Here is a 25,262-nt window from a genome sequence, read left to right as displayed (position 1 = left end):
GCCGTGTTGTTGATGCCATCAGTTTTTAGAGACAGGAAGAGTATTTTGACTACTGACACTCATACTCTAGATATTGCAGAAATTTTGGAATTGCTCCCTCATCGTTACCCATTCTTGCTGGTTGACCGTGTACTTGAGTTTGAAGAGCATAAATATCTGCGTGCGGTAAAAAACGTTTCCGTTAACGAACCGTTTTTCCAGGGCCACTTCCCTGGCAAGCCGATTTTCCCAGGCGTATTGATCCTGGAAGCCATGGCGCAGGCCACCGGCATTCTGGCGTTTAAAAGCGTCGGCAAGCTGGAGCCGGGCGAGCTGTACTATTTTGCCGGTATTGACGAAGCGCGCTTTAAGCGTCCGGTCGTGCCTGGCGATCAGATGATTATGGAAGTTACTTTCGAGAAAACTCGTCGTGGCCTGACGCGCTTTAAAGGCGTGGCGACCGTCGACGGTAAAATTGTCTGCGAAGCAACCATGATGTGTGCCCGCAGCCGGGAGGCATAATCCGTGATAGACCAAACCGCCTTTATCCACCCAAGCGCGATTGTTGAAGACGGTGCCGTTATCGGCGCCGGAGCGCACATTGGCCCATTCTGTTACGTCGGCTCCCAGGTGGAAATCGGCGAAGGCACGGTGCTTAAATCCCACGTCGTGGTCAATGGCATTACCAAAATTGGCCGCGAAAACCAGATTTATCAGTTCGCCTCCATCGGCGAAGTGAACCAGGATCTGAAATATGCGGGCGAGCCGACGCGTGTTGAAATCGGCGATCGCAACCGCATTCGCGAGAGCGTGACCATTCACCGCGGTACGGCGCAGGGCACCAACGTGACCAAGGTCGGCAACGATAACCTGCTGATGGTTAATGTGCACGTGGCTCACGACTGCGTGGTGGGGAACGCCTGCATACTGGCCAACAATGCCACCTTGGCGGGCCACGTGGAGATCGACGACCATGCGATCATCGGCGGTATGACGGCTATTCACCAGTTCTGCATTATCGGCGCGCACGTCATGGTTGGCGGCTGCTCCGGCGTTGCGCAGGACGTGCCGCCTTTCGTTATTGCCCAGGGCAACCACGCCACACCGTTCGGCGTGAACGCCGTTGGCCTGAAGCGTCGCGGCTTCGATAAGGATGAAATGCAGGCGATTCGCAACGCCTACAAAATCCTGTATCGCAGCGAAAAAACGCTGGACGAAGCCAAGGCGGAAATCGAAGCGCTGGCGCAGCAACAGCCGGTGGTTCAGCAGTTCCTCGATTTCTTTGCGCGTTCCACCCGCGGCATTATTCGCTGAGTTATGTCAACACGTCCATTGACTATCGGACTGGTCGCCGGCGAGACCTCCGGCGATATTCTTGGCGCCGGATTGATTCGCGCGCTGAAGGCCCGTCACCCGGACGCGCGCTTTGTCGGCGTCGCCGGCCCGCTGATGCAGGCCGAGGGGTGCGAAGCCTGGTATGAGATGGAGGAGCTGGCGGTGATGGGCGTGGTGGAAGTGCTGGAGCGCTTGCCCCGCCTGTTGAAGATTCGCAAGGATCTGACCCGCCGCTTCAGCGAACTGGCGCCTGACGTGTTTGTCGGCATCGATGCGCCAGACTTCAACATCACGCTGGAAGGCCGCCTGAAACAGCGCGGTATCCGCACCATTCACTATGTCAGCCCGTCCGTCTGGGCCTGGCGTCAAAAGCGCGTTTTCAAAATTGGCAAGGCGACCGACCTGGTGTTGGCGTTTCTCCCTTTTGAAAAGGCGTTTTACGATCGTTTCAACGTTCCCTGCCGTTTTATCGGCCATACCATGGCCGATGCGATGCCGCTGCAGCCGGACAGGCTGGCCGCGCGCGCCGCACTGGGCATTGCGCCCGACGCGCGCTGCCTGGCGCTGCTGCCCGGCAGCCGCGGTGCGGAAGTGGAGATGCTGAGCGCCGATTTTCTGCAGACCGCGCAGCTGTTGCGCACCCGCTACCCGGATCTCGAGGTGGTGGTGCCGCTGGTGAACGCCAAGCGACGCGAGCAGTTCGAGCGCATCAAGGCGCAGGTCGCGCCGGACCTTCCCGCCCACCTGCTGGACGGTAAAGCGCGCGAGGCGATGATCGCCAGCGATGCGGCGCTGCTGGCTTCCGGCACCGCCGCGCTGGAGTGCATGCTGGCCAAGTGCCCGATGGTGGTGGGCTATCGCATGAAGCCGTTCACCTTCTGGCTGGCGCAGCGGCTGGTGAAAACGCCGTACGTTTCGCTGCCGAATCTGCTGGCGGGGCGTGAAATCGTCACCGAACTGCTGCAGCATGACTGCGTGCCGGACAAACTGGCCGCGGCGCTGCTGCCGCTGCTGGAAGAGAGCCCGCAGGCGGAGCAGTTGAAACAAACTTTCCTTGAACTGCATCAGAGCATCCGTTGCGGTGCCGACGAACAGGCCGCTCAGGCTGTGTTGGAGCTGGCAAACAAATGACCGAAGCCTTTATCTATCCCGACGCCCGGCTGATCGCCGGCGTGGACGAAGTCGGGCGCGGCCCGCTGGTCGGTGCGGTGGTTACCGCGGCGGTGATCCTTGATCCGGCGCAGCCGATCGCCGGTCTGGCCGACTCGAAAAAGCTCAGCGAAAAGCGCCGGCTGGCGCTGTATGATGAGATCCTCGCCAAGGCGCTCTCCTGGAGCCTGGGGCGCGCCGAGCCGGAGGAGATTGACCGTCTGAACATTCTGCATGCCACGATGCTGGCGATGCAGCGGGCGGTGGCCGGGTTGCATATTGAGCCGGATATGGTTTTAATCGACGGTAACCGTTGCCCGGCATTGCCGATGCGTGCGCAGGCGGTGGTGAAGGGCGACAGCCGCGTGGCGGAAATCAGCGCGGCGTCGATTCTGGCGAAGGTGACGCGCGACCGTGAAATGACCGAGCTGGATCGCGCCTTCCCGGAATATGGCTTTGCCCAGCATAAAGGCTATCCGACCGCTTTCCATCTTGAGCGGCTGGCCGCGCTGGGCGCCACCGAACATCATCGCCGCAGCTTTGCCCCGGTAAGACGGGCGCTGGAGCTGTAATCTGCAGGCCGAACCTGGCCTACAATACGCTGGAGTTAACCCGGGTTCAGCCTGCTGAGCCCCCCATTTTGGTATCTGGATATGGCCGAACCTCGTTTTATTCACCTGCGCGTTCACAGCGATTACTCCATGATAGATGGGCTCGCCAAGACCGGTCCGTTGGTGAAGCGGGCCGCGGCGCTGGCGATGCCGGCGCTGGCCATCACCGACTTTACCAACCTGTGCGGCCTGGTGAAGTTTTACGGCACGGCGCACGGCGCCGGGGTAAAGCCGATCATCGGTGCGGATTTCCACGTGCAGAGCGAAGTGCTGGGCGATGAGCTGGCCGAGCTGACCGCCCTGGCGGCGAACAACGCCGGCTATCAAAACCTGACGCTGTTGATTTCCCGCGCTTACCAGCGCGGCTACGGCGCGGCAGGCCCGATTATCGATCGCGACTGGCTGATCGAACACCGCGAAGGGCTGATTCTGCTGTCCGGCGCGCGCATGGGCGACGTGGGCAAGTTTATGCTGCGCGGCAATCAGGCGCAGGTCGATCAGTGCCTGGAGTTTTATCAGCAGTATTTCCCCGACAGTTACTACCTGGAGCTGATCCGCACCGGACGCCCGGATGAGGAGAACTACCTGCACGCGGCGGTGGCGCTGGCGGCCGAACGCGGTCTGCCGGTGGTGGCTACCAACGACGTACGCTTCCTGGTGGAAGATGACTTTGACGCGCATGAGATTCGCGTCGCCATCCACGACGGTTTTACCCTCGACGATCCCAAACGTCCGCGCAACTATAGCGTGCAGCAGTATATGCGCAGCGAAGATGAGATGTGCGAGCTGTTCGCCGATATCCCCGAGGCGCTGATCAACAGCGTCGAAATCGCCAAGCGCTGTAACGTCACCATTCGCCTCGGCGAGTATTTCCTGCCGCAGTTCCCGACCGGTGAGATGACCACGGAAGACTTCCTGGTTGCCAAATCGCGCGAGGGGCTGGAAGAGCGCCTCGAGTTCCTGTATCCGGACCCGGAGGAGCGCGCCCGGCGGCGGCCGGAATATGACGAACGTCTGGATATCGAGCTGAAAGTCATCAACCAGATGGGCTTCCCCGGCTACTTCCTGATCGTGATGGAGTTTATCCAGTGGTCGAAGGATAACGACGTGCCGGTAGGACCGGGGCGCGGTTCCGGCGCCGGCTCGCTGGTGGCCTATGCGCTGAAAATCACCGATCTGGATCCGCTGGAGTTCGACCTGCTGTTCGAACGTTTCCTGAACCCGGAACGCGTCTCGATGCCCGACTTCGACGTCGATTTCTGTATGGAAAAACGCGACCGGGTGATTGAGCACGTGGCGGACATGTACGGCCGCGAGGCGGTATCGCAGATTATTACCTTCGGCACCATGGCGGCGAAAGCGGTTATCCGCGACGTGGGCCGCGTGCTGGGGCATCCGTACGGCTTTGTCGACCGCATCTCCAAGCTGGTGCCGCCAGACCCGGGCATGACGCTGGAGAAAGCCTTCGCCGCCGAGCCGCAGCTGCCGGAAATCTACGAGGCGGACGAAGAGGTCAAGGCGCTGATCGACATGGCGCGCAAGCTGGAAGGCGTCACCCGTAACGCCGGTAAACACGCCGGGGGCGTGGTGATCGCGCCGACCAAGATTACCGACTTCGCGCCGCTGTACTGCGACGCCGAAGGGCATCACCCGGTGACCCAGTTCGACAAGAACGACGTGGAATACGCCGGGCTGGTGAAGTTCGACTTCCTGGGGCTGCGTACCCTGACCATCATCGACTGGGCGCTGGAGATGATCAACGCCCGGCGCGCCAAGAGCGGTGAGCCGCCGATCGATATCGCGGCGATCCCGCTCGACGACAAGAAAAGCTTCGACATGCTGCAGCGCTCGGAAACCACGGCGGTGTTCCAGCTTGAATCGCGCGGCATGAAAGACCTGATCAAACGTCTGAAGCCCGACTGCTTCGAAGATATGATCGCACTGGTGGCACTGTTCCGTCCGGGGCCGCTGCAGTCTGGCATGGTGGATAACTTTATCGACCGTAAGCACGGCCGTGAAGAGATCTCCTACCCGGATATCCAGTGGCAGCATGAGTCGCTCAAACCGGTGCTGGAGCCGACCTACGGCATTATCCTGTATCAGGAACAGGTAATGCAGATTGCCCAGGTGCTGGCCGGCTATACGCTGGGCGGCGCAGACATGCTGCGCCGTGCGATGGGTAAGAAAAAGCCGGAAGAGATGGCGAAACAGCGCTCGGTGTTTGAAGAGGGCGCTAAGAGCATCGGCGTCGACGGCGAACTGTCGATGAAAATCTTTGACCTGGTGGAAAAATTCGCCGGTTACGGCTTTAACAAATCCCACTCCGCCGCCTATGCGCTGGTGTCTTACCAGACGCTGTGGCTGAAGGCGCACTATCCGGCCGAGTTTATGGCGGCGGTAATGACCGCCGATATGGACAACACCGACAAGGTGGTCGGCCTGGTGGACGAGTGCTGGCGCATGGGGCTGAAGATCTTGCCGCCGGACATCAACAGCGGCCTGTACCACTTCCACGTCAACGATGACGGCGAGATCGTTTACGGCATCGGCGCAATTAAAGGGGTGGGCGAAGGGCCGATTGAGGCTATTATTGAAGCACGCAACAGCGGCGAGCAGGGCTATTTTAAAGATCTGTTCGACCTGTGTGCGCGTTCGGATATCAAAAAGCTTAACCGGCGAATTCTGGAAAAGCTGATTATGTCCGGCGCTTTCGACCGGCTGGGGCCGCACCGTGCCGCGCTGATGAACTCGCTGCCTGACGCGTTGAAGGCGGCGGATCAGCATGCCAAGGCCGAGGCTATCGGCCAGGTGGATATGTTTGGCGTACTGGCGGAAGCGCCGGAGCAGGTGGAGCAATCCTACGCCAACGTAGCGCCGTGGCAGGAGCAGGTGGTGCTGGACGGCGAGCGGGAAACGCTGGGGCTGTACCTGACCGGCCACCCGATAACCCAGTATCTGAAGGAGATCGAACGTTACGCCGGCGGCATGCGTTTGAAAGATATGCACCCGACGGACCGGGGCAAAATGACTACCGCCGTCGGGCTGGTGGTCGCCGCGCGCGTTATGGTCACCAAGCGCGGTAATCGCATCGGTATTTGCACCCTGGATGACCGCTCCGGACGTCTGGAGGTGATGTTATTTACCGACGCGTTAGAAAAATACCAGCATTTGTTGGAAAAAGACCGTATCCTGATTGCCAGTGGACAGGTCAGCTTTGATGACTTTAGCGGTGGGCTTAAAATGACCGCCCGCGAGCTAATGGACATCAGTGAAGCCCGTGAAAAATATGCGCGCGGGCTTGCTATCTCGCTGACGGACAGGCAAATTGATGACCAGCTTTTGAACCGTCTCCGCCAGTCGTTGGAACCGCATCGATCGGGGACGATTCCAGTGCATCTGTACTATCAACGGATCGACGCTCGCGCCAAGCTGCGTTTTGGCGCAACCTGGCGAGTGACGCCCACGGACCGCTTGTTGATAGACTTACGGACTTTGGTCGGTAATGAACAGGTGGAACTGGAATTTGACTAATATAGGAATGCTATGAGTCTGAATTTTCTTGATTTTGAACAGCCGATTGCAGAGCTGGAAGCGAAAATTGACTCGCTGACTGCCGTCAGCCGTCAAGACGAAAAATTAGATATTAATCTGGACGAAGAAGTTCAGCGCCTGCGTGAGAAGAGCGTTGAGCTGACGCGCAAGATTTTCTCCGATCTTGGGGCCTGGCAAGTTGCTCAACTGGCACGCCACCCGCGCCGTCCTTATACCCTGGATTATATCGAACATATCTTTACCGATTTTGAAGAGCTGGCGGGCGATCGCGCCTATGCCGATGATAAAGCCATTGTCGGCGGCATCGCGCGTCTGGACGGCCGTCCGGTGATGATCATCGGCCACCAGAAAGGCCGTGAGACGAAGGAAAAGATTCGTCGCAACTTCGGCATGCCGGCGCCGGAAGGCTACCGTAAGGCGCTGCGCCTGATGGAAATGGCCTCGCGCTTCAACATGCCGATCATCACCTTTATCGATACCCCGGGCGCCTATCCGGGCGTGGGTGCGGAAGAGCGTGGCCAGTCGGAAGCCATCGCCCGCAACCTGCGTGAGATGTCACGCCTCAACGTGCCGGTGATCTGTACGGTTATCGGCGAAGGCGGTTCCGGCGGCGCGCTGGCGATCGGCGTGGGCGACAAAGTGAATATGCTGCAGTACAGCACCTATTCGGTGATCTCACCGGAAGGCTGCGCTTCTATTCTGTGGAAGAGCGCGGATAAAGCGCCGATTGCCGCTGAGGCTATGGGCATCACCGCGCCGCGTCTGAAAGAGCTGCAGCTGATCGACTCGGTGATCCCGGAGCCGCTGGGCGGCGCCCACCGCGACGTGCCGGCGATTGCCGAATCGCTGAAGGCGCAGCTGCTGGCGGATCTGACCGATCTGGACGGGCTGAACAAAGAAGAGCTGCTTAACCGCCGCTATCAGCGTCTGATGAACTACGGCTACTGCTGATCCGTTTGTCGACAAGAAACCGCCTGCGGGCGGTTTTTTTATGCCTGCGATTTACCGCGCCGCTCTTCCTCCGCCAGGGCGTTTTCAGCCGTTTCCCCGTTGACGTCGGCCATGGCGGCCGATATGTTGCCAACGGTCTGAATAGAAGGAGAAAACCATGCTGGCACTACGTCAGGTACACCATATTGCGATTATCGCGTCCGATTATGCTGCCAGTAAGCGTTTTTACTGCGATATTCTGGGTTTCACGCTGCAGGAGGAGTATTACCGCGCGGAGCGTGATTCCTGGAAGGGCGATCTGACGCTGAACGGCCAGTACGTGATTGAGCTGTTTTCTTTTCCGTCGCCGCCGGCGCGGGTCAGCCGCCCGGAAGCCTGCGGCCTGCGCCATCTGGCGTTCAGCGTCGACGATATTGAGCTGGCGGTGGCGCAGCTGCAGGCCGCCGGCGTGGCCTGTGAACCGGTGCGGGTTGATCCTTACACCGAGTCGCGCTTCACATTCTTCAGCGATCCGGATGGCTTGCCGCTAGAATTATATGAACAATGAATGCTTAATCGGCGCGTAATGGCTCAGGTTGCGGGCTGAATATGCTATTATCGCGCGCCTGCCTTGGGTTCTCTTTGAGTTATTTCCGCCATGCAACAGCCTGTTTTTCGCGTTGGAGAGTGGCTGGTCACGCCGGCTGACAACCAAATCAGCCGTGACGGGCGTCAGAAGACGCTGGAGCCACGCTTAATCGATATGCTGTTCTATTTCGCCCGGCACCCGGATGTGGTGCTGAGTCGGGATGAACTGATCGAAAATGTCTGGAAACGTAATATCGTCACCAACCATGTGGTGACGCAGAGCATTTCTGAGCTGCGTAAGTACCTGAAAGACGGCGATGAGCAGAGCCCGGAATATATCATCACGGTGCCAAAACGCGGCTATAAGCTGGCGGCGCCGGTGATATGGTGCAGCGCCACCGCAGAGACGCCGTCGGCATCGCCGCAGGTGGCGGTGATTATGCATGAGCCGGAAGATGGCGATGAGGACGATGATGCGCCGGCCTATGTACCGCCGCCGTCGACGGCACCCAAGGCGTCTGAACGCGCCGGCCGGCGGTTTTATCAGCGCTCGCCGTTCTGGGTATGGCTGTGCTTCCTGACGGCGCTCAGCGCCTGCGTGGCGTTTGTCGGCGTAGCCACGCTGTCATCGCGGGTGCCGGTGGCCAGCATGCCGATGCTGCTCAACCCGCGGGATATCGATATCCGCATTCAGGGCGGCAACAGCTGTAGCAATTGGATGCCGCAGCTCTCCTACGTGGTGGGCATCAGCGAACTGATTGCCGATTCACTCAATACCTACTCCACCTTCCTGGTGCATGATCAGACCAACTATAACTACGCGGGGCCGAGCAGTTCCGGCAAGTCGCTGACCATCGAGTTCGTCAACCAGCGGCACTATCGCGCCCAGCAATGCTTCCTATCCGTTCGGCTGGTGGATAACGCCGACAGTTCCATCATGCTGGATAAGCGCTATTTTCTTACCAAGGACAATCAGCGCACCATTCTGCTGGACCTGTTGGGCAATATGTCCGCCGTGCTGAAACAGCCGTGGCCGTCGCAGCTGCTGACGCGCCTGGATAAGCTGTTGCCGAAACAGGGGCCGGCGCTGCAGCAGTTCTATCAGGCGCACCAGCTGTTGATTCAGGGCGATATGGCGTCGCTGACCCGCGCCAGCGCGCTGCTGGACGAACTGATGCAGAGCGCACCTGATTTTCTGTACATCGCCGCGGAAAAAACGCTGGTCGACTTATTACGTAACTCTTACCAGCCGTTCGACAGCGAGCAACTGGCTCAGCTGCAGCGCGAGATCAAGCAGTTGGCGTCAGTGCCGGAATTACAGGGCAGCCCGATTCTGCAGCAGATCTATACCGTAGAGGCGTTAGGGCAGGGGCGGGTTGATGAGGCGCACCGGGCAATAAATAAAGCGATCGATGTGCAGATGTCATGGCTGAATTATGTTCTGCTGGGTAAGGTGTATGAAATGCAGGGGCAGAACCATTTGGCTGCCGACTCTTATATTACCGCATTTAATTTACGCCCCGGTGAAAATACGCTGCACTGGATTCATAACGGCATATTCCAGACCTCGGTCAGCGCCGTGGTGCCCTATCTGAATAACTATACGCAACAATAAATAACGTTTACTGGCCGCACCGCGCATGAAGATTGGCGGTGTGGTTTTTTTTGTTGGTTATTATATCTATTTTGTTAACGTTATGATGGGTTTTATTGATGTGAAAATTGGCTTTAATTAACAATTGGTCTGGGCTAATTGTCTGTTTTGTTGGGGTGTTTATCTTTTCTTGACCCCTTGATATGTTAACCAAAAACCTCAGGTTATCATTTGTATGATCATGAGCGTAATATCACTTTATCTTTAGGACTTTATTCCCTTGCCTGTTTAACATCCTGAGCATCAAGTCAGGCGGCGCCGTCCGTTATTTCCATGCTGACTTATAAAAAATAACACTCAGGAGAAACTAACCATGGCTTCATCCAAGAAAATTGGGCTTATTGCCTGTACCGGCGTAGTCGCCGGTAATATGATGGGGAGCGGGATTGCATTATTACCCGCGAACCTGGCTAGCCTCGGCGGTATCGCCATATGGGGATGGGTAATCTCTATTATTGGCGCCATGTCTTTAGCCTATGTCTATGCCCGCCTCGCCACCAAAAATCCACAGGAAGGCGGCCCCATTGCCTACGCAGGGGAAATTTCTCCGGCGTTTGGCTTCCAAACCGGCGTGCTTTATTACCATGCCAACTGGATTGGTAATTTAGCCATCGGCATTACCGCCGTTTCTTACCTTTCCACCTTCTTCCCCGCCCTGAATAACCCGATTCCGGCAGGCATCGCCTGTATCGCCATTGTTTGGGTCTTTACCTTTGTGAATATGCTTGGCGGTACCTGGGTCAGCCGTCTGACCACCATTGGGCTGGTACTGGTGCTGATCCCGGTAATTGTGACCGCCGTTGCCGGCTGGCATTGGTTTGACATCGCCACCTATCACGCCAACTGGAACACCTCCGGCACCACCGACAGCCATGCGGTGATTAAAAGTATCCTGCTGTGCCTGTGGGCCTTTATCGGGGTGGAATCCGCCGCCGTCAGCACCGGCATGGTGAAAAATCCAAAACGCACCGTGCCGCTGGCCACCATGCTGGGCACCGCGTTGGCCGGCATTATCTACATCGCCGCGACGCAGGTGATGAGCGGTATGTTCCCCGCCAGCCAAATGGCCGCCAGCGGCGCGCCGTTCGCCGTCAGCGCCTCCGCCATTATGGGCAACTGGGCCGCACCGATGGTGTCCGCCTTTACCGCGTTCGCCTGCCTGACCTCGCTGGGGTCGTGGATGATGCTGGTGAGCCAGGCCGGGGTGCGCGCCGCCCATGACGGCAACTTCCCGAAAGTGTACGGCGAGCTGGATAAAAACGGTATTCCGAAAAAAGGCCTGCTGTTGGCCAGCTGCAAAATGACCGCGCTGATGGTGTTGATCACCGTGATGAGCTCCAGCGGCGGCAAGGCATCCGACCTGTTTGCCGAACTGACCGGTATCGCGGTGCTGCTGACCATGCTGCCTTACTTCTACTCCTGCGTGGATTTGATCCGCTTTGAAGGCGTTAACGTACGCAACCTGCTGAGCCTGATTGCTTCCGTCTGCGGCTGTGGCTTCTGCTTTATCGCGCTGATGGGCGCCAACTCCTTCGAACTGTCCGGCACCTTTATCGTCAGCCTGATCATCCTGATGTTCTACGCCCGGAAAATGAACACCCGTCAGGTCGCCAAACAGGCGGCTATCGAAGACAGCACCGCGGCGAAAGCACACTAAGCCGCACTCGCTAACCTACTGATCTTTATCCAGTCCTTTTCCTGCCGACCTGTCTGCCGTGACGGGAAGGGGCTGGCTTTGCCAGGAGAAATACTATGAACGTTATTGCCATCATGAATCACATGGGCGTCTACTTCAAAGAAGAGCCGATCCGTGAGCTGCATCAGGCGCTGGAAACGCTGGGCTTCCGCCTGGTTTACCCCAACGACCGCGCCGATCTGCTGAAGCTGATTGAAAACAACGCCCGCCTGTGCGGCGTCATCTTCGACTGGGACAAATACAACCTGGAACTGTGTGAAGAAATCAGCCAGCTCAATGAATATATGCCGCTGTATGCCTTCGCCAACACCTATTCGACGCTGGACGTCAGCCTGAACGATCTGCGTATGCAGGTGCGCTTCTTCGAGTATGCGTTAGGCGCAGCGCAGGACATCGCCGCCAAGATCAAGCAGAACACCGATGAGTATATCGACCGCATTATGCCGCCGCTGACCAAGGCGCTGTTCAAATACGTCCGCGAAGGGAAGTACACCTTCTGCACGCCGGGCCATATGGGCGGCACCGCCTTCCAGAAAAGCCCGGTCGGCAGCCTGTTCTATGATTTCTTCGGCCCGAACACCATGAAGTCCGACATTTCGATTTCCGTTTCGGAGCTGGGATCGCTGCTGGATCACTCCGGCCCGCATAAAGAAGCGGAAGAGTATATTTCCCGCGTCTTCAACGCCGAGCGCAGTTTTATGGTGACCAATGGCACCTCAACGGCGAACAAAATCGTCGGCATGTACTCCGCACCGGCGGGCAGCACGGTGCTGATTGACCGTAACTGTCACAAATCGCTGACGCACCTGATGATGATGAGCGACATTACGCCTATCTACTTCCGTCCGACCCGTAACGCCTACGGTATTCTCGGCGGTATTCCGCAGAGCGAGTTCAGCCGCGCCACCATCGCCAAACGGGTGAAAGATACGCCGAACGCCAGCTGGCCGGTGCATGCGGTCATCACCAACTCCACCTATGACGGCCTGCTGTACAACACCGACTTTATCAAGAACACGCTGGACGTGAAGTCGATTCACTTTGACTCCGCCTGGGTGCCTTACACCAACTTCCACCCGATTTATCAAGGTAAATGCGGGATGAGCGGCGACCGCGTGGAAGGCAAGGTGATTTATGAAACCCAGTCCACCCACAAACTGCTGGCGGCATTCTCGCAGGCGTCGATGATTCATGTGAAAGGCGATATCAACGAAGAGACCTTCAACGAAGCCTACATGATGCATACCACCACCTCGCCGCACTATGGCATCGTGGCGTCCACCGAAACCGCGGCGGCGATGATGAAAGGCAATGCCGGTAAGCGCCTGATTGAAGGTTCCGTTGAGCGTGCGATCAAGTTCCGTAAAGAGATCAAGCGGCTGAAAGTCGAGTCCGACGGCTGGTTCTTCGACGTCTGGCAGCCTGAGCATATCGACGAGGCCGAATGCTGGCCGCTGCGTTCCGACAGCGCCTGGCACGGTTTCAAAAACATCGATAACGAACATATGTACCTCGACCCGATCAAGGTCACCATCCTGACGCCGGGGATGAGCAAAGAGGGTGAGATGCAGCCGTTCGGTATTCCTGCCAGCATCGTGGCGAAATATCTGGATGAGCACGGCATTATCGTTGAAAAAACCGGGCCGTATAACCTGCTGTTCCTGTTCAGCATCGGTATCGATAAAACCAAGGCGCTGAGCCTGCTGCGCGCCCTGACCGAATTCAAACGCGCGTTTGACCTGAACCTGCGGGTGAAAAACATGCTGCCATCGCTGTATCAGGAAGCACCTGAGTTTTATGAAGAGATGCGCATTCAGGATCTGGCGCAGAATATTCACCGCCTGGTTGAGCAGCACAATCTGCCGGATCTGATGTACCGCGCGTTTGAAGTGTTGCCAAGCATGGTGATGAACCCGTATCAGGCCTTCCAGAAAGAGCTGCACGGCGAGGTGGAAGAGGTGTACCTGGAGGAGATGATCGGCAAGGTGAATGCCAACATGATCCTGCCATACCCACCGGGCGTACCGCTGGTGATGCCGGGCGAGATGCTGACCGAAGAGAGCCGTCCGGTCCTGGAGTTCCTGCAGATGCTGTGCGAAATCGGCGCGCATTATCCGGGCTTTGAGACCGATATCCACGGCGCCTACCGTCAGGCGGACGGGCGTTACACCGTGAAGGTGCTGAAAAACGAGAAATAAGCGTAATCAGTCATTGGGAGGCGTTCGCGCCTCCCTCTATTTTTCGGCCTCCGACTGATGGGAGACACCTATGCAAACACCCACACAGCCGCGCGCAATCTACTATGTCGTAGCGATACAAATTTGGGAATATTTCAGCTTTTACGGCATGCGTGCGTTACTTATTCTCTATCTTACCCACCAACTCGGCTATTCCGATGCCCGCGCCATCGGGCTGTACAGCGCCTACGCTTCTCTGGTTTATGTAACCCCCATTTTCGGTGGTTGGCTGGCCGACCGCCTGTTAGGCAACCGCGCAGCGGTGACCGCTGGCGCGCTGTTAATGACGCTCGGCCATGTGGTGCTGGGCTTTAGCGGCGCGTCCAGCCAGTCGCTGTACCTGGCGCTGGCGATCATTATCTGCGGCTACGGCCTGTTTAAATCGAACATCAGCTGTCTGCTGGGGGAGCTGTATCAGCCGCATGACGCCCGGCGCGAAGGCGGGTTCTCGCTGCTGTACGCCGCCGGCAATGTCGGCTCGATACTGGCGCCGATCGCCTGCGGGCTGACGGCGGAGCGCTACGGCTGGCATATCGGCTTTGCGCTGGCGGGGATCGGCATGTTTGCCGGCCTGACCATCTTCCTGTGCGGCGGACGCCATTTTCACGGCGTGCGCGGCGTCAATCTGGTCCAGCTGCGCGCCGTCAGGCTGGGCGTGCCGAACTGGGGCTGGCTGGCGGCGGCGTTGCTGCTGGCCCCGCTGTTTTTCACCCTGTTGCTGCTTTATGACCTGTCCGGCTATCTGCTGATGCTGGTCTGCTCGGCGGCGGCAGCGTGGCTGGCGCGCATCCTCTGGCGGGCGGAAGCCGCCCAGCGGCGGGCGCTGTGGCAAATTATCAGCCTAATGCTGCTGGGGACGCTGTTCTGGGCGTTTGCGCAGCAGGGCGGTAGCTCTATCAGCCTGTTTATCGACCGCTTCGTTGACCGGCGCTGGTTTGACTGGACGGTGCCGACCGCGCTTTTCCAGTCGGTCAACGCGCTGGCGGTGATGCTGGGCGGCGTGGCGCTGGCCTGGCTGGCGGGCAGCGGCGAAACGGGCCGCCGTGTGCTGCGTATCTGGTGCAAGTTCGCTTTTGGCCTGTTGCTGATCGGCTGCGGCTTTATGCTGATGGCGATCAATGCGCGGCTGGGGCAGTTAGGCAAACAGAGTTCGATGGGCATGATGATCGCCGGGCTGGCGCTGATGGGGGCGGCCGAACTGTTTATCGATCCGGTGGCGATGGCACAGATCACCCGCTTGAATATCCCCGGCGTCACCGGCGTGCTGACCGGCATTTATATGCTGGCAACCGGCGCGGTGGCGAACTATCTGGCGGGCGTGATTGCCAACCACACCGTGGAGCAGCAGACCAGCGGCGCCGCCGTGCAGGCCTATACGCACTTTTTCGCGCAGGTGGGCTGGTGGGCCGGCGGCAGCGCCTGCGTGGTGATTGTGCTGCTGGGCGGCTGGTGGCTGGTGGCGCGTCGCCAAACGCGGGCGGTTAATGCTTGATTGATAATGGCCGGCGGGGTTACCTTGCAGCCATGTCGAGACGATAGAACCTATTCATGGACACCAATCAATTGATCGCCCGGCTGGCGGAACGGCTGGGAGAGCGCCGGCAGCTGCTGCTGGCCTTCAGCGGCGGGCTGGATTCCAGCGTGCTGCTGCACCTGCTGGTGCAGCTGCGCCGTCAGCGTCCTGAATTGCAGCTGCGCGCGCTGCATGTGCATCACGGCCTCAGTGCGTTTGCCGACCGCTGGGTGGCGCACTGCCGGCAGCAGTGCGAGGCATGGCAGGTGCCGCTGACGGTGCGCCGGGTGCAGCTTGACCCGCGCGACGGCGGCATTGAAGCGGCGGCGCGCGATGCCCGCTACCAGGCGCTGCGGACGGCGCTGCAGCCGGATGAATGCTTGCTGACCGCCCAGCACCTGGATGACCAGTGCGAAACCTTTCTGCTGGCGCTCAAGCGCGGCAGCGGCCCGGCCGGACTGTCGGCGATGGCCGCCTGCGGCGCGCTGGGGGAGCATACGCTGCTGCGTCCGTTGCTCGGCGTCAGCCGTCAGCAGCTGGAGCACTATGCCCGGCGGCATACCCTGAGCTGGATTGACGACGACAGCAATCAGGACGCGCGTTTCGACCGCAACTTTTTACGTTTGCAGATCCTGCCGCTGTTGCAGCAGCGCTGGCCGCACTTTGCCGAAGCGACGGCGCGTAGCGCCAGCCTGTGCGCCGAGCAAGAACAGCTGCTGGACGAGCTGCTGGCGGAACAGTTACAGACGCTGCAGGACGATGCGCGTTCGCTGGCGATCGACGGCCTGAGCGTTTGCTCCGCCGCGCGCCGCTTTGCCCTGTTGCGCCGCTGGATCGCGGGGTTTGCGGTCAGCATGCCGGCGCGGGAACAGCTGCAGCGGGTGTGGGACGAGGTGGCGCTGGCGCGCCGCGACGCCGAGCCGCAGCTGCATCTGGGAGGCTACCAGATCCGCCGCTTCCGCCAGCGGCTGTACCTGCTGCCGCCGCTGGCGGATTTGCACGACCAGCGCCTGGCCTGGACGGGGGAGACGCCGCTGACCCTGCCGGACGGCCTGGGCGTGCTTAGCCGCGAGGGCGGGACGGATCGCGTGTGTGCGCCGCTGCCGCAGCAGCGCGTCAGCGTGCGCTTCGGCGTCAGCGGTACGCTGCGCATCGTCGGACGTGCGCATTCGCGTGCGGCGAAAAAACTGTGGCAGGAGCTGGGTATTCCGCCCTGGCAGCGTGAACGTATCCCTTTACTCTATTATGATGAGCAGTTGATTGCCGCGCCCGGCGTGTTTATCACCGAGGCGGGGCGGCCGCAGCCGGAACGGGCGTTCTGGTCGCTGCGGTGGCAGAAAACTTAAGTCCCAATAGAGGAACGGCAATGAAATTTGTGAGCGTTGTTATTGCAGCCGCCGGGCTGTTCTGCCTGCCGGCGCTGGCCGCGGGCGATGCGGCGGCAGGCAAGAATAAATCCGCCAGCTGTCTGGCCTGCCACGGCGCGGCGGGCAAGGTGTCGGTGCCGATGTACCCGAATCTGGCCGGACAAAATGCTCTGTACCTTGAGCAGGCGCTCAAGGCGTATCAGAGCGGCGACCGCTCCGGCGGTCAGGCCGAGGTGATGAAGGCGTATGTCTCCGGCCTGTCGGATGCGGATATTGCGGACCTGGCGGCGTATTACGCCAGTCTGAAGCCTTAAAGGACGACGAGGGCAGCCGTCCGGCTGCCCTGTAAAACGAAGGGGCGGGTGCTCAGTCGGAAAGGCTGACGACGACGGTGCCGATTTCCGGATGACTGAAACTGCTGATGTGGTCCAGGCGCAGATCGCGCTGCTGGCCGTTCTGTTCGATGGTTAAATATTCAACACGCTTTTTTTGCAGCATATCGACGGCTTTGGCTTCGAACGCTTCGCCATCGCGTAACTCCAGCTTCAGAATAAGTTTATGCTGACAGGCGAGTTCCAGGTTGTCGTAATCATCGCAATTGATGGGTTGGTACTCATCATTCATCAACATAGTCGCTCACCAATAAGTTAGCGGCGGCAAAGGCCGCCTGTTCCCGAACGGAGGACGGCAGTGCGCCGTTGGCGGCCACATCGTCCAATGCCTTCAGTACACAGGTTAGTGCATCAGGCACGTAGCCAAGATCTCCGCTGCCGATCCCGGCGTAAAAACGTCGTACTAACTCACAGTATTGTTGCACAATTTCCTCCCTTAAGAACCGCAGAGCCATCAATAGTGCTAATGCGATGGCGCGCAGGTTTGCGGAGTTTGTCGATCCCCAACGACTATAGCACGCTGTTATTAAGTTATCAGCACCCCCGATTAGCGCGGCTGTGCCCCAGCTTTCCCTGCGTAAGCGGATGAAATCAAGTACACTGTGCGCTGGAAATAATGAGGTTACTCATGGCACTGAAAGCAACAATTTATAAAGCCACGGTTAATATCGCGGATATGGATAGGCACTTCTATCACGACGCCGCGCTTACCCTTGCGCAACACCCCTCGGAAACGGAACAGCGCATGATGCTGCGCCTGCTGGCGTGGATTTGCCATGCCGATGAACGCCTGACGTTTACCAAGGGATTAAGCGCCGATGATGAGCCGGAGCTCTGGCAGCGCAACGATCACAACGGTCTGGAGCTGTGGATCGAACTGGGGTTGCCGGACGAGAAGCGGCTGAAAAAGGCCTGCAACCAGTCGCCGCGCGTGGTGCTGTATGCCTACGGCGAGCGCGCGGCACAGGTGTGGTGGCAGTCGATGCAGAACAGGACGGCCGGCTACCGCAACCTCAGCGTGCGTTTTTTAAATGATGAACAGCTGGCCCGGTTGGCGGCGCTGGCCAGCCGCAATATGACGCTGCAGGCAACGCTGCAGGAGGGAACTATTTGGTTGTCCGACGCTCAGAGTAGTCTGGAAATCCAGTTTGCCGAGTGGCAACGGGCCGGAGAGTAAAGCGTGCTGGCGCTATCGCGAAACGTCGCCATTGCGGACCATGAGATCGTGCTGACGGCCATCCGCGCACAGGGCGCGGGCGGCCAGCATGTGAACAAAGCCTCAACGGCAATTCATTTGCGCTTTGACATCCGGGCCTCCAGCCTGCCAGAGTATTATAAAGAAAGATTACTGGCTTTTACGCATCATCTGATTACCAGCGAAGGGGTGGTGGTGATCAAGGCGCAGGAATACCGCAGCCAGGAGCTGAATCGCGAAGCGGCGTTGGCGCGCCTGGTGGCACTGATTCATCAGGCGATGGTGGTGGAAAAAACGCGCCGGCCGACCCGGCCAAGCAAAGGCTCACAGCGGCGCCGCGTGGAAAGCAAAGTACGTAAAGGCGCAACCAAAGCGCTACGAGGGAAGGTTCGTCCCTGACATCTATCATCGAGATAAGAAGCACAGTAGGAGAAAAACTGTGAAAAAAATAACTATTGCCCTGTTATTAGCCGCAGGGACGCTGTCATTGTTCGGTTGTAATAATCATTATCAGCCCAAGGAGCAGGCGCTGCAGCCCATGAAGCAGAGCTACCAGGGCGTATTGCCGTGTGCCGACTGTGAAGGCCTGGACACCTCGCTGTTCCTGGATGAAGACGGCACTTTTGTGCTGCAGGAAACCTACCGCGGCAGCCGTGACGGCGATAAAACCTTTGCCAACTACGGCAAATGGGCGCGTACGGCGGACAAGCTGGTGCTGACCGACAGCAACGGCGATAAGCGCTATTTCCATCCGGTGGGGAAAAACCTGGAGATGCTGGACCAAAGCGGCGCGCCGATTGACTCCAAGCTGAACTATCAGCTGCAGCCGGTAGAGAAAGCGCTGCCGAAGACGCCGATGGCGCTGCGCGGCAGCTACACCTATATGGCGGATGCGGCCGTGTTCAAAGACTGTGCGACCGGTAAAACCTTCCCGGTGGATAACAACCTGGCGCTGGAGCGCGGTTACGCCAATAGCGGCGTGGAAGGCGGCGAGCCGGTATTCCTGATGCTCAGTGGCCACTTCAGCGTACAGCCGTCGATGGAAGAGGGAATGATGGAGAAGGCGCTGGTGCCGGACGGCAACATCAAGTTTGATAAGGCCAAGAGCTGCGACAACTGAGCGCGGCAATAGCCAAACGATAAAAACCCCGTCACGGTGTGACGGGGTTTTTTATTACCTGTCAGAATGCACTGGCGGGTTTTTCTGCTCAAAACACCCTGCGTTACAGGGTGTTTTATCTAGCGCTGGATGCAATCAGCGTTTTATCTGCTCAACCAGATAGGCAACGATATCGCCGGTCTTGAGCATTTGCTTTTCACCGCCGCGGCGGTTCTTGTACTCGATCTCATCGTTGTCCAGGTTGCGGTCGCCGATGACGATAGAGTGCGGGACGCCAATCAGTTCCATATCGGCGAACATCACGCCCGGACGCTCTTTACGGTCATCGAGGATCACGTCGATGCCGTGGCTGCGCAGCTCGGCGTACAGCTTCTCCGCCAGCTCCTGCACGCGGAACGACTTGTGCATGTTCATTGGCAGAATCGCCACCTGGAACGGCGCGATAGCGTCAGGCCAGATAATACCGCGCTCGTCGTGGTTCTGTTCGATAGCTGCCGCCACCACGCGCGTGACGCCGATGCCGTAGCAGCCCATGGTCAGCACCTGGTTACGGCCGTCTTCACCCTGTACGGTCGCTTTCATGGCTTCCGAGTATTTGCTGCCCAGTTGGAAGATGTGGCCCACTTCGATGCCGCGTTTGATCAGCAGCGTGCCCTGACCATCCGGGCTGGCGTCGCCTTCAACCACGTTGCGGATATCGGCCACCTGCGGCAGCGGCAGATCGCGCTCCCAGTTGATGCCGAAGTAGTGTTTGTCTTCGATATTGGCGCCGGCGCCAAAATCGCTCATTGCCGCCACGCTGCGGTCGATAACCACCGGCACCGGCATGTTGAGCGGGCCAAGCGAACCAGGGCCGGCGCCCACGATGGCGCGAATCTCATCTTCGGTGGCGAAAGTCAGCGGCGTTGCCACCTGCGGCAGTTTCTCCGCCTTGATTTCGTTCAGCGCGTGGTCGCCGCGCACCAGCAGGGCAACCAGCGGGTGTTTGCTCTCTTCGCTGGCGCGCACCAGTAGCGTTTTCACGGTTTTTTCCACCGGCAGCTGGAATTGTTCAACCAGCTCGGCGATGGTTTTGGCGTTTGGCGTATCGACAATGCGTAGCTCTTCCGTGGCGGCCGCGCGCGGCTGTGCCGGCGCAACGGCTTCGGCCAGCTCGATGTTAGCGGCAAAATCGGACACGGTGGAGAAGACGATATCGTCTTCACCGCTGTCGGCCAGCACCTGGAATTCGTGAGAGGCGCTGCCGCCGATGGAGCCGGTATCCGCCAGCACCGGACGGAAATCCAGCCCCATGCGGGTGAAGATCTTGCTATAGGCTTCATACATGGCGTCATAGGTCGCCTGCAGTGATTCCTGCGTGGTATGGAACGAATAGGCGTCCTTCATCAGGAATTCACGGGAGCGCATTACGCCGAAACGCGGGCGTACTTCATCGCGGAATTTGGTCTGAATCTGGAAGAAGTTCAGCGGCAGCTGCTTGTAGGAGCTGATTTCATTGCGAATCAGATCGGTAATCACTTCTTCATGCGTAGGGCCGAGCACGAACGGACGCTCGCCGCGATCGACGAAGCGCAACAATTCCGGGCCGTACTGCTCCCAGCGGCCGCTTTCCTGCCACAGATCCGCGGGTTGAACCACCGGCATGGAAACTTCGATCGCATTGGCGTTGTTCATTTCTTCGCGAACGATGTTTTCAACTTTTTTCAGAACCCGCAGGCCGGTCGGCAGCCAGGTGTAAAGACCGGAGGCCAGCTTGCGAATCATCCCGGCGCGCAGCATCAGCTGGTGGCTGATCACTTCGGCATCGGCAGGGGTCTCCTTCAGGGTGGAGAGCATATATTGGCTAGTACGCATGGTGTTTTTGTTCCGTTAGAACTGCAAATTGCAACGGGCTGCCGGCAAGGCGGCCAAAATTGTCAAAAGTGGTTTAGTTTAACAGCGTGAGACGGTTGCCAAAAGAGAGCGGGACGAATTTTAACGCGGCTCCAGCGACAGCACCTCGGTCATGCCGGCGACGACCCGCCAGCGCACGTTGAAGTCCAGCAGCCAGACGGCGTAATCCCGTTCGGCGTCTTCCCCTTTACGGTAGGCCGGACGCGGGTCCTGTGCCAGTACCTGAGTAATGAAACGACGCAGCTGAGGGTAGCGCGTTTGCTGCTGTTGCAGCTGCTGTTCCGCCAGCGGTGAAAAGCTGACGGGCATATCCGCCGCCGGCGCCGCCTGGGCAAAGCCGGCGATGGCCTGCGGCTGGCTTTCGGCAAACGGCAGGTAGGGTTTGATATCCACTACCGGCGTACCGTCCACCAGATCCAGACTGCCGAGCTCCAGCACCACCTCTCCGCCCTGAATGCGCACTTTTTTCAGCTCGACCAGCGACATGCCGATCGGGTTGGGGCGGAAGGTCGAACGGGTGGCGAAGACGCCCATGCGGGCATTGCCGCCGAGACGCGGCGGCCGTACGGTGGGGCGCCAGCCGCCATCCATGGTTTGGTGGAAAATAAACATCACCCACAGATGGCTGAACGCCTCCAGGCCGCGTACGGCTTCGGCCTGATTGTAAGGCGGCAGCAACAGTAACTCCCCGCCGCCGTCTTCTACCAGCCCAGGCTGCCTGGGAACGGCGAACTTTTCTTTATACGGCGAGCGGATAGTCCCGATCTGGTTGACAACAAATTCGCTCATTTGGACGAAACGTTAAGTGCAGATCCCTGGCAGACGGCCTGCTGGTAGCAGCCGGCGACGCCTTTGACGATTTGGCAGTCGTGCAGCAGTACGGCGTTGGCCTTCATATAGGAGGCGCGGATTTGCATACGTTTACGTGCGGTCGTCATGTTCGGCGGGGAATCCTGGATGGTGGTCTGGCAGGATTCGCCGGAGACTTCACCCAGATCGCGGAATGGCTTGCCGACCAGCTCTTCAGCGCTTTTATACAGTTTTACCGGCGCTGGACGGGGGGCAGGCGTAGGCTTGCTTGACGTGGTGGTCGTGGGTTTGCTGGTACTGTTTGTCGGGGTTGATTCGGTATGCAGCATGGAGCAGCCGCTAAGCGCAAGCGCTAACAAACAGAGAGGTAAAGCACGCATAGAGATTCCTCTGCCTTTTCATAAAAGTGGCGCTATTGAAGCAATCTATGGTGGAAATAACAAGACGGGCCGCAGCCCGTCTTGCAATTATAGGAACAAAATAGCCTTAAGATTACGAGCTATCCGATGTAATTCCACCGCTTACAGCGCGGAATTACCAGCCTTTCACCGCGCCGCCGTTGAAGATCTTGTTTGCGGCTTCGTTGACTTCGTCGGACTGATAGGCCTGAACGAATTTTTTCACGTTTTCCGCATCCTTGTTGTTTTCACGCGCAACCAGCAGGTTGACGTAAGGCGAGTCTTTGCCTTCAACAAACAGACCGTCTTTGGCCGGGGTCAGACCAATCTGGCTGGCGTAAGTGGTGTTGATCACCGCCAGCGCGATTTGCTGGTCGTCCAGCGAACGCGGCAGCTGCGGCGCTTCCAGCTCAACCAGCTTCAGATTTTTCGGGTTCTCAGTGACGTCCAGAATGGTCGGCAGCAGGCCCACGCCGTCTTTCAGTTTGATCAGCCCTTCGGACTGCAGCAGCAGCAGAGAGCGGCCCAGGTTGGTCGGGTCGTTCGGCAGCGCGATTTGCGAGCCAGGCTGCAGTTCGCTCAGCGATTTGATTTTCTTCGAGTAACCGGCAATAGGGTAGACGAAGGTATTGCCGACCGGCACCAGTTTGTAACCGCGGTCTTTGATCTGCTGATCCAGATACGGCTTGTGCTGGAAGGCGTTGACGTCGATATCGCCTTTGCTCAGCGCTTCGTTCGGCAGGACGTAGTCGTTGAAGGTCACCAGCTCGACGTCAAGGCCGTATTTGTCTTTCGCCACTTTCTGCGCGACTTCCGCCACCTGCTGTTCTGCGCCGACGATCACGCCGACCTTGATATGGTTTGGATCTTTTTCGTCCTGACCGCAGCCAGCCAGAGCCAGAGAGCCGATCAGTGCGCCGATTGCCGCGATGGATTTAAATTTTAACGACATATCCCTTCCTCTTAATAGACTCGCATACAAAGATGCTGTGCGCGTTGCTGTGAAACTTATTTATGGGTAACGGCTTTGACAATGCGATCGCCGCAGAACTGGATCAGATACACCAGGATCACCAGTAATACTAATACGGTATTCATTACCGTGGCGTTATATCCGATATAACCATACTGATAACCGATCTGTCCCAGACCGCCGGCGCCGACGGCGCCGCCCATGGCGGAGTAGCCCACCAGGGTGATCAGCGTGATGGTCGCGGCGTTAACCAGACCCGGCAGCGCTTCCGGCAGCAGGACTTTCTTAATGATCTGCAGCGGCGTGGCGCCCATGGCGCGCGCGGCTTCCACCAGGCCGGACGGGATCTCCAGCAGGGCGTTTTCCACCATACGGGCGATAAACGGTGCCGCGCCGACGGTCAGCGGCACAATCGCCGCCTGCAGGCCGATGGAGGTGCCGACGATCATCCGGGTGAAAGGAATCATCCAGACCAGCAAAATAATAAACGGAATGGAACGGAAAATATTCACCAGCGCGGACAGCACTTTATACAGCGCCGGGTTGGCGATAATTTGCCCCGGGCGGGTGACATACAGCAGCACGCCGACGGGCAGGCCGATGATAAACCCGAAGAAGCCGGAGACAAAGGTCATCATGACGGTTTCCCACACGCCACGCGCCATTAACCACATCATTGCCTCAGACATAACCCAGAACCTCTACTTTGACCTGATTTTCTTGCAGGAATTTAATGGTCGCCAGTGCGTCTTCATCGCTGCCGTGCAGCTCTGCCAGCATCACACCGAATTTTACTCCGCCCGCATAATCCATCTGCGCGCTGATAATATTGTTATTGACGTTAAAGCGACGCGCGGCTTCGGACAGCAGCGGCGCATCCACCGACTGGCCGGTAAACTCCAGGCGCAGCAGGGGTTGACGGTCGCCGCTGCGTTCCGGGCTCAGGCGCTCGGCGTAATCGTCAGGAATATCCAGATGCAGCGTGGACTGAATAAACTGCTGCGCCAGCGGTGTTTTCGGGTGTGAGAACACTTCGCTGACGCTGTCTTTTTCAATTAGCTGGCCCTGGCTTATCACGGCGACCTGATCGCAGATGCGTTTCACCACGTCCATTTCGTGAGTGATCAGCAGGATGGTCAGCCCCAGACGGCGGTTAATGTCTTTCAGCAGTTCCAGAATGGAACGGGTGGTGGCCGGGTCCAGGGCGCTGGTGGCTTCGTCGCACAGCAGCACTTTAGGCTGGCTGGCCAGCGCACGGGCGATCGCCACGCGCTGTTTTTGGCCGCCGGACAGGTTGGCCGGGTAGGCGTCGTGCTTATCGGCCAGGCCGACCAGCTCCAGCAGCTCGCCGACGCGCTTTTTGATGTCGGCGCGCGGGGTGTTATCCAGCTCCAGCGGCAGCGCAACGTTGCCGAAAACGGTGCGGGACGAAAGTAAGTTGAAGTGCTGGAAAATCATGCCGATCTGGCGGCGTGCGCGCGTCAGTTCACTTTCTGACAGGGCGGTGAGATCCTGGCCGTCTACCAGAACCTGGCCTGATGTCGGGCGCTCAAGCATATTGGCGCAGCGGATAAGCGTACTTTTACCGGCTCCTGATGCGCCGATAACGCCGTAAATCTGCCCGGCAGGGACGTGGAGGGTCACGTCGGAGAGCGCGTTAATGGTACGCGAGCCCTGCTGGAACACTTTGGTAATGTTAGAGAGTTTAATCATATTCTTCTTATTTTAGCGTGGTTGCCCGTGGCTAGATAAAAGTAAACCTTGGCGTGGCACCAAGGTATGCTCAGATGTTAAGGCGTCTAGACGTCCAAGTCAACGGGGACGCTTTCACCGGCGTTCTCAGCATGGGGTAAAACATGCGATACTGTCC

24 protein-coding genes are annotated in these 25,262 nt (G+C 58.6%); 16 read left to right on the top strand and 8 right to left on the bottom strand.

The features are described from left to right. The first annotated feature begins 45 nt into the window (after window positions 1–45). The 13 genes from fabZ to D781_RS16890 all read left to right on the top strand — a co-directional run bounded on the left by fabZ (window position 46) and on the right by D781_RS16890 (window position 16,925). Window positions 46–501, top strand: coding sequence for a 3-hydroxyacyl-ACP dehydratase FabZ (gene fabZ, locus D781_RS16950; protein WP_015673553.1), 456 nt, complete (start codon window positions 46–48; stop codon window positions 499–501). Between the two features lie 3 nt (window positions 502–504). Next, window positions 505–1,293, top strand: coding sequence for an acyl-ACP--UDP-N-acetylglucosamine O-acyltransferase (gene lpxA / locus D781_RS16945; RefSeq protein WP_015673552.1), 789 nt, complete (start codon window positions 505–507; stop codon window positions 1,291–1,293). Window positions 1,294–1,296: 3 nt separating this feature from the next. Then, a complete protein-coding gene (lpxB, locus tag D781_RS16940) occupies window positions 1,297–2,445 on the top strand; it encodes a lipid-A-disaccharide synthase (protein ID WP_015673551.1) in 1,149 nt (382 codons plus the stop codon). Continuing rightward, window positions 2,442–3,035: a ribonuclease HII gene (gene rnhB, locus D781_RS16935; protein WP_015673550.1), complete on the top strand. Its 594-nt coding sequence runs from the start codon at window positions 2,442–2,444 to the stop codon at window positions 3,033–3,035. Before lpxB ends, rnhB begins: the two co-directional genes overlap by 4 nt. Before the next feature lie 81 nt (window positions 3,036–3,116). Further along, a complete protein-coding gene (dnaE, locus tag D781_RS16930) occupies window positions 3,117–6,605 on the top strand; it encodes a DNA polymerase III subunit alpha (protein WP_015673549.1) in 3,489 nt (1,162 codons plus the stop codon). 12 nt (window positions 6,606–6,617) lie between these two features. Further along, window positions 6,618–7,577 carry an acetyl-CoA carboxylase carboxyl transferase subunit alpha gene (gene accA, locus D781_RS16925; protein WP_015673548.1) on the top strand — a complete coding sequence of 320 codons (960 nt, stop codon included), beginning with the start codon at window positions 6,618–6,620 and terminating at the stop codon, window positions 7,575–7,577. Between the two features lie 157 nt (window positions 7,578–7,734). After that, complete coding sequence (locus tag D781_RS16920; RefSeq protein WP_015673547.1) at window positions 7,735–8,124, top strand: VOC family protein; 390 nt, start codon at window positions 7,735–7,737, stop codon at window positions 8,122–8,124. Between the two features lie 90 nt (window positions 8,125–8,214). After that, window positions 8,215–9,759: a lysine decarboxylation/transport transcriptional activator CadC gene (gene cadC / locus D781_RS16915; RefSeq protein ID WP_015673546.1), complete on the top strand. Its 1,545-nt coding sequence runs from the start codon at window positions 8,215–8,217 to the stop codon at window positions 9,757–9,759. A 352-nt stretch (window positions 9,760–10,111) separates the two neighbouring features. Further along, complete coding sequence (cadB, locus tag D781_RS16910) at window positions 10,112–11,455, top strand: cadaverine/lysine antiporter (protein WP_015673545.1); 1,344 nt, start codon at window positions 10,112–10,114, stop codon at window positions 11,453–11,455. A 95-nt stretch (window positions 11,456–11,550) separates the two neighbouring features. Further along, window positions 11,551–13,692, top strand: coding sequence for a lysine decarboxylase CadA (cadA, locus tag D781_RS16905; protein ID WP_015673544.1), 2,142 nt, complete (start codon window positions 11,551–11,553; stop codon window positions 13,690–13,692). A 70-nt stretch (window positions 13,693–13,762) separates the two neighbouring features. Continuing rightward, window positions 13,763–15,223 (top strand): dipeptide permease DtpD, encoded by a 1,461-nt coding sequence (gene dtpD / locus D781_RS16900; RefSeq protein WP_015673543.1) that lies wholly within the window; start codon window positions 13,763–13,765, stop codon window positions 15,221–15,223. Between the two features lie 56 nt (window positions 15,224–15,279). After that, window positions 15,280–16,590 carry a tRNA lysidine(34) synthetase TilS gene (tilS, locus tag D781_RS16895; protein ID WP_015673542.1) on the top strand — a complete coding sequence of 437 codons (1,311 nt, stop codon included), beginning with the start codon at window positions 15,280–15,282 and terminating at the stop codon, window positions 16,588–16,590. Window positions 16,591–16,610: 20 nt separating this feature from the next. Then, on the top strand, window positions 16,611–16,925 hold the full coding sequence (locus tag D781_RS16890) for a cytochrome c (RefSeq protein WP_015673541.1): 315 nt from the start codon (window positions 16,611–16,613) through the stop codon (window positions 16,923–16,925). Between the two features lie 52 nt (window positions 16,926–16,977). Here the strand turns inward: D781_RS16890 and rof are convergent, their stop codons facing one another. After that, the gene (gene rof, locus D781_RS16885) at window positions 16,978–17,241 is read right to left on the bottom strand and encodes a Rho-binding antiterminator (RefSeq protein WP_015673540.1); all 264 of its coding nucleotides are present in this window, start codon (window positions 17,239–17,241) and stop codon (window positions 16,978–16,980) included. Further along, window positions 17,228–17,428 carry a YaeP family protein gene (locus D781_RS16880; RefSeq protein WP_015673539.1) on the bottom strand — a complete coding sequence of 67 codons (201 nt, stop codon included), beginning with the start codon at window positions 17,426–17,428 and terminating at the stop codon, window positions 17,228–17,230. The genes rof and D781_RS16880 overlap by 14 nt, the downstream gene beginning before the upstream one ends. 203 nt (window positions 17,429–17,631) lie before the next feature. Between D781_RS16880 and D781_RS16875 the strand changes: the two genes are divergently transcribed. Genes D781_RS16875 through nlpE form a run of 3 tightly spaced genes read left to right on the top strand, consistent with a single transcriptional unit; the run spans window position 17,632 to window position 19,318 of the window. Then, a complete protein-coding gene (locus D781_RS16875) occupies window positions 17,632–18,180 on the top strand; it encodes a YaeQ family protein (RefSeq protein WP_015673538.1) in 549 nt (182 codons plus the stop codon). A gap of 3 nt (window positions 18,181–18,183) precedes the next feature. After that, on the top strand, window positions 18,184–18,597 hold the full coding sequence (gene arfB / locus D781_RS16870; RefSeq protein WP_015673537.1) for an alternative ribosome rescue aminoacyl-tRNA hydrolase ArfB: 414 nt from the start codon (window positions 18,184–18,186) through the stop codon (window positions 18,595–18,597). Window positions 18,598–18,637: 40 nt separating this feature from the next. Further along, a complete protein-coding gene (gene nlpE, locus D781_RS16865; RefSeq protein ID WP_015673536.1) occupies window positions 18,638–19,318 on the top strand; it encodes an envelope stress response activation lipoprotein NlpE in 681 nt (226 codons plus the stop codon). A gap of 135 nt (window positions 19,319–19,453) precedes the next feature. On the opposite strand, the gene proS is transcribed toward nlpE, so the two are convergent. From proS to metN, 6 genes are all read right to left on the bottom strand, one after another. Further along, window positions 19,454–21,172: a proline--tRNA ligase gene (gene proS / locus D781_RS16860; RefSeq protein ID WP_015673535.1), complete on the bottom strand. Its 1,719-nt coding sequence runs from the start codon at window positions 21,170–21,172 to the stop codon at window positions 19,454–19,456. Window positions 21,173–21,292: 120 nt separating this feature from the next. Then, window positions 21,293–22,000 (bottom strand): tRNA (N6-threonylcarbamoyladenosine(37)-N6)-methyltransferase TrmO, encoded by a 708-nt coding sequence (tsaA, locus tag D781_RS16855; protein ID WP_015673534.1) that lies wholly within the window; start codon window positions 21,998–22,000, stop codon window positions 21,293–21,295. Further along, the gene (gene rcsF / locus D781_RS16850; RefSeq protein WP_015673533.1) at window positions 21,997–22,401 is read right to left on the bottom strand and encodes an Rcs stress response system protein RcsF; all 405 of its coding nucleotides are present in this window, start codon (window positions 22,399–22,401) and stop codon (window positions 21,997–21,999) included. Before rcsF ends, tsaA begins: the two co-directional genes overlap by 4 nt. Window positions 22,402–22,555: 154 nt before the next feature. After that, a complete protein-coding gene (locus D781_RS16845; RefSeq protein ID WP_015673532.1) occupies window positions 22,556–23,371 on the bottom strand; it encodes a MetQ/NlpA family lipoprotein in 816 nt (271 codons plus the stop codon). Window positions 23,372–23,427: 56 nt separating this feature from the next. Continuing rightward, window positions 23,428–24,081: a methionine ABC transporter permease MetI gene (locus D781_RS16840; RefSeq protein WP_015673531.1), complete on the bottom strand. Its 654-nt coding sequence runs from the start codon at window positions 24,079–24,081 to the stop codon at window positions 23,428–23,430. Then, entirely contained in the window at window positions 24,074–25,105 is a 1,032-nt protein-coding gene (metN, locus tag D781_RS16835; protein ID WP_015673530.1) for a methionine ABC transporter ATP-binding protein MetN, read from the bottom strand. The genes D781_RS16840 and metN overlap by 8 nt, the downstream gene beginning before the upstream one ends. Window positions 25,106–25,262 lie beyond the last annotated feature (157 nt).

Source organism: Serratia sp. FGI94 (assembly GCF_000330865.1).
Lineage (GTDB): Bacteria > Pseudomonadota > Gammaproteobacteria > Enterobacterales > Enterobacteriaceae > Serratia_B > Serratia_B rubidaea.
This window is presented reverse-complemented; position numbering and strand designations above follow the sequence as displayed.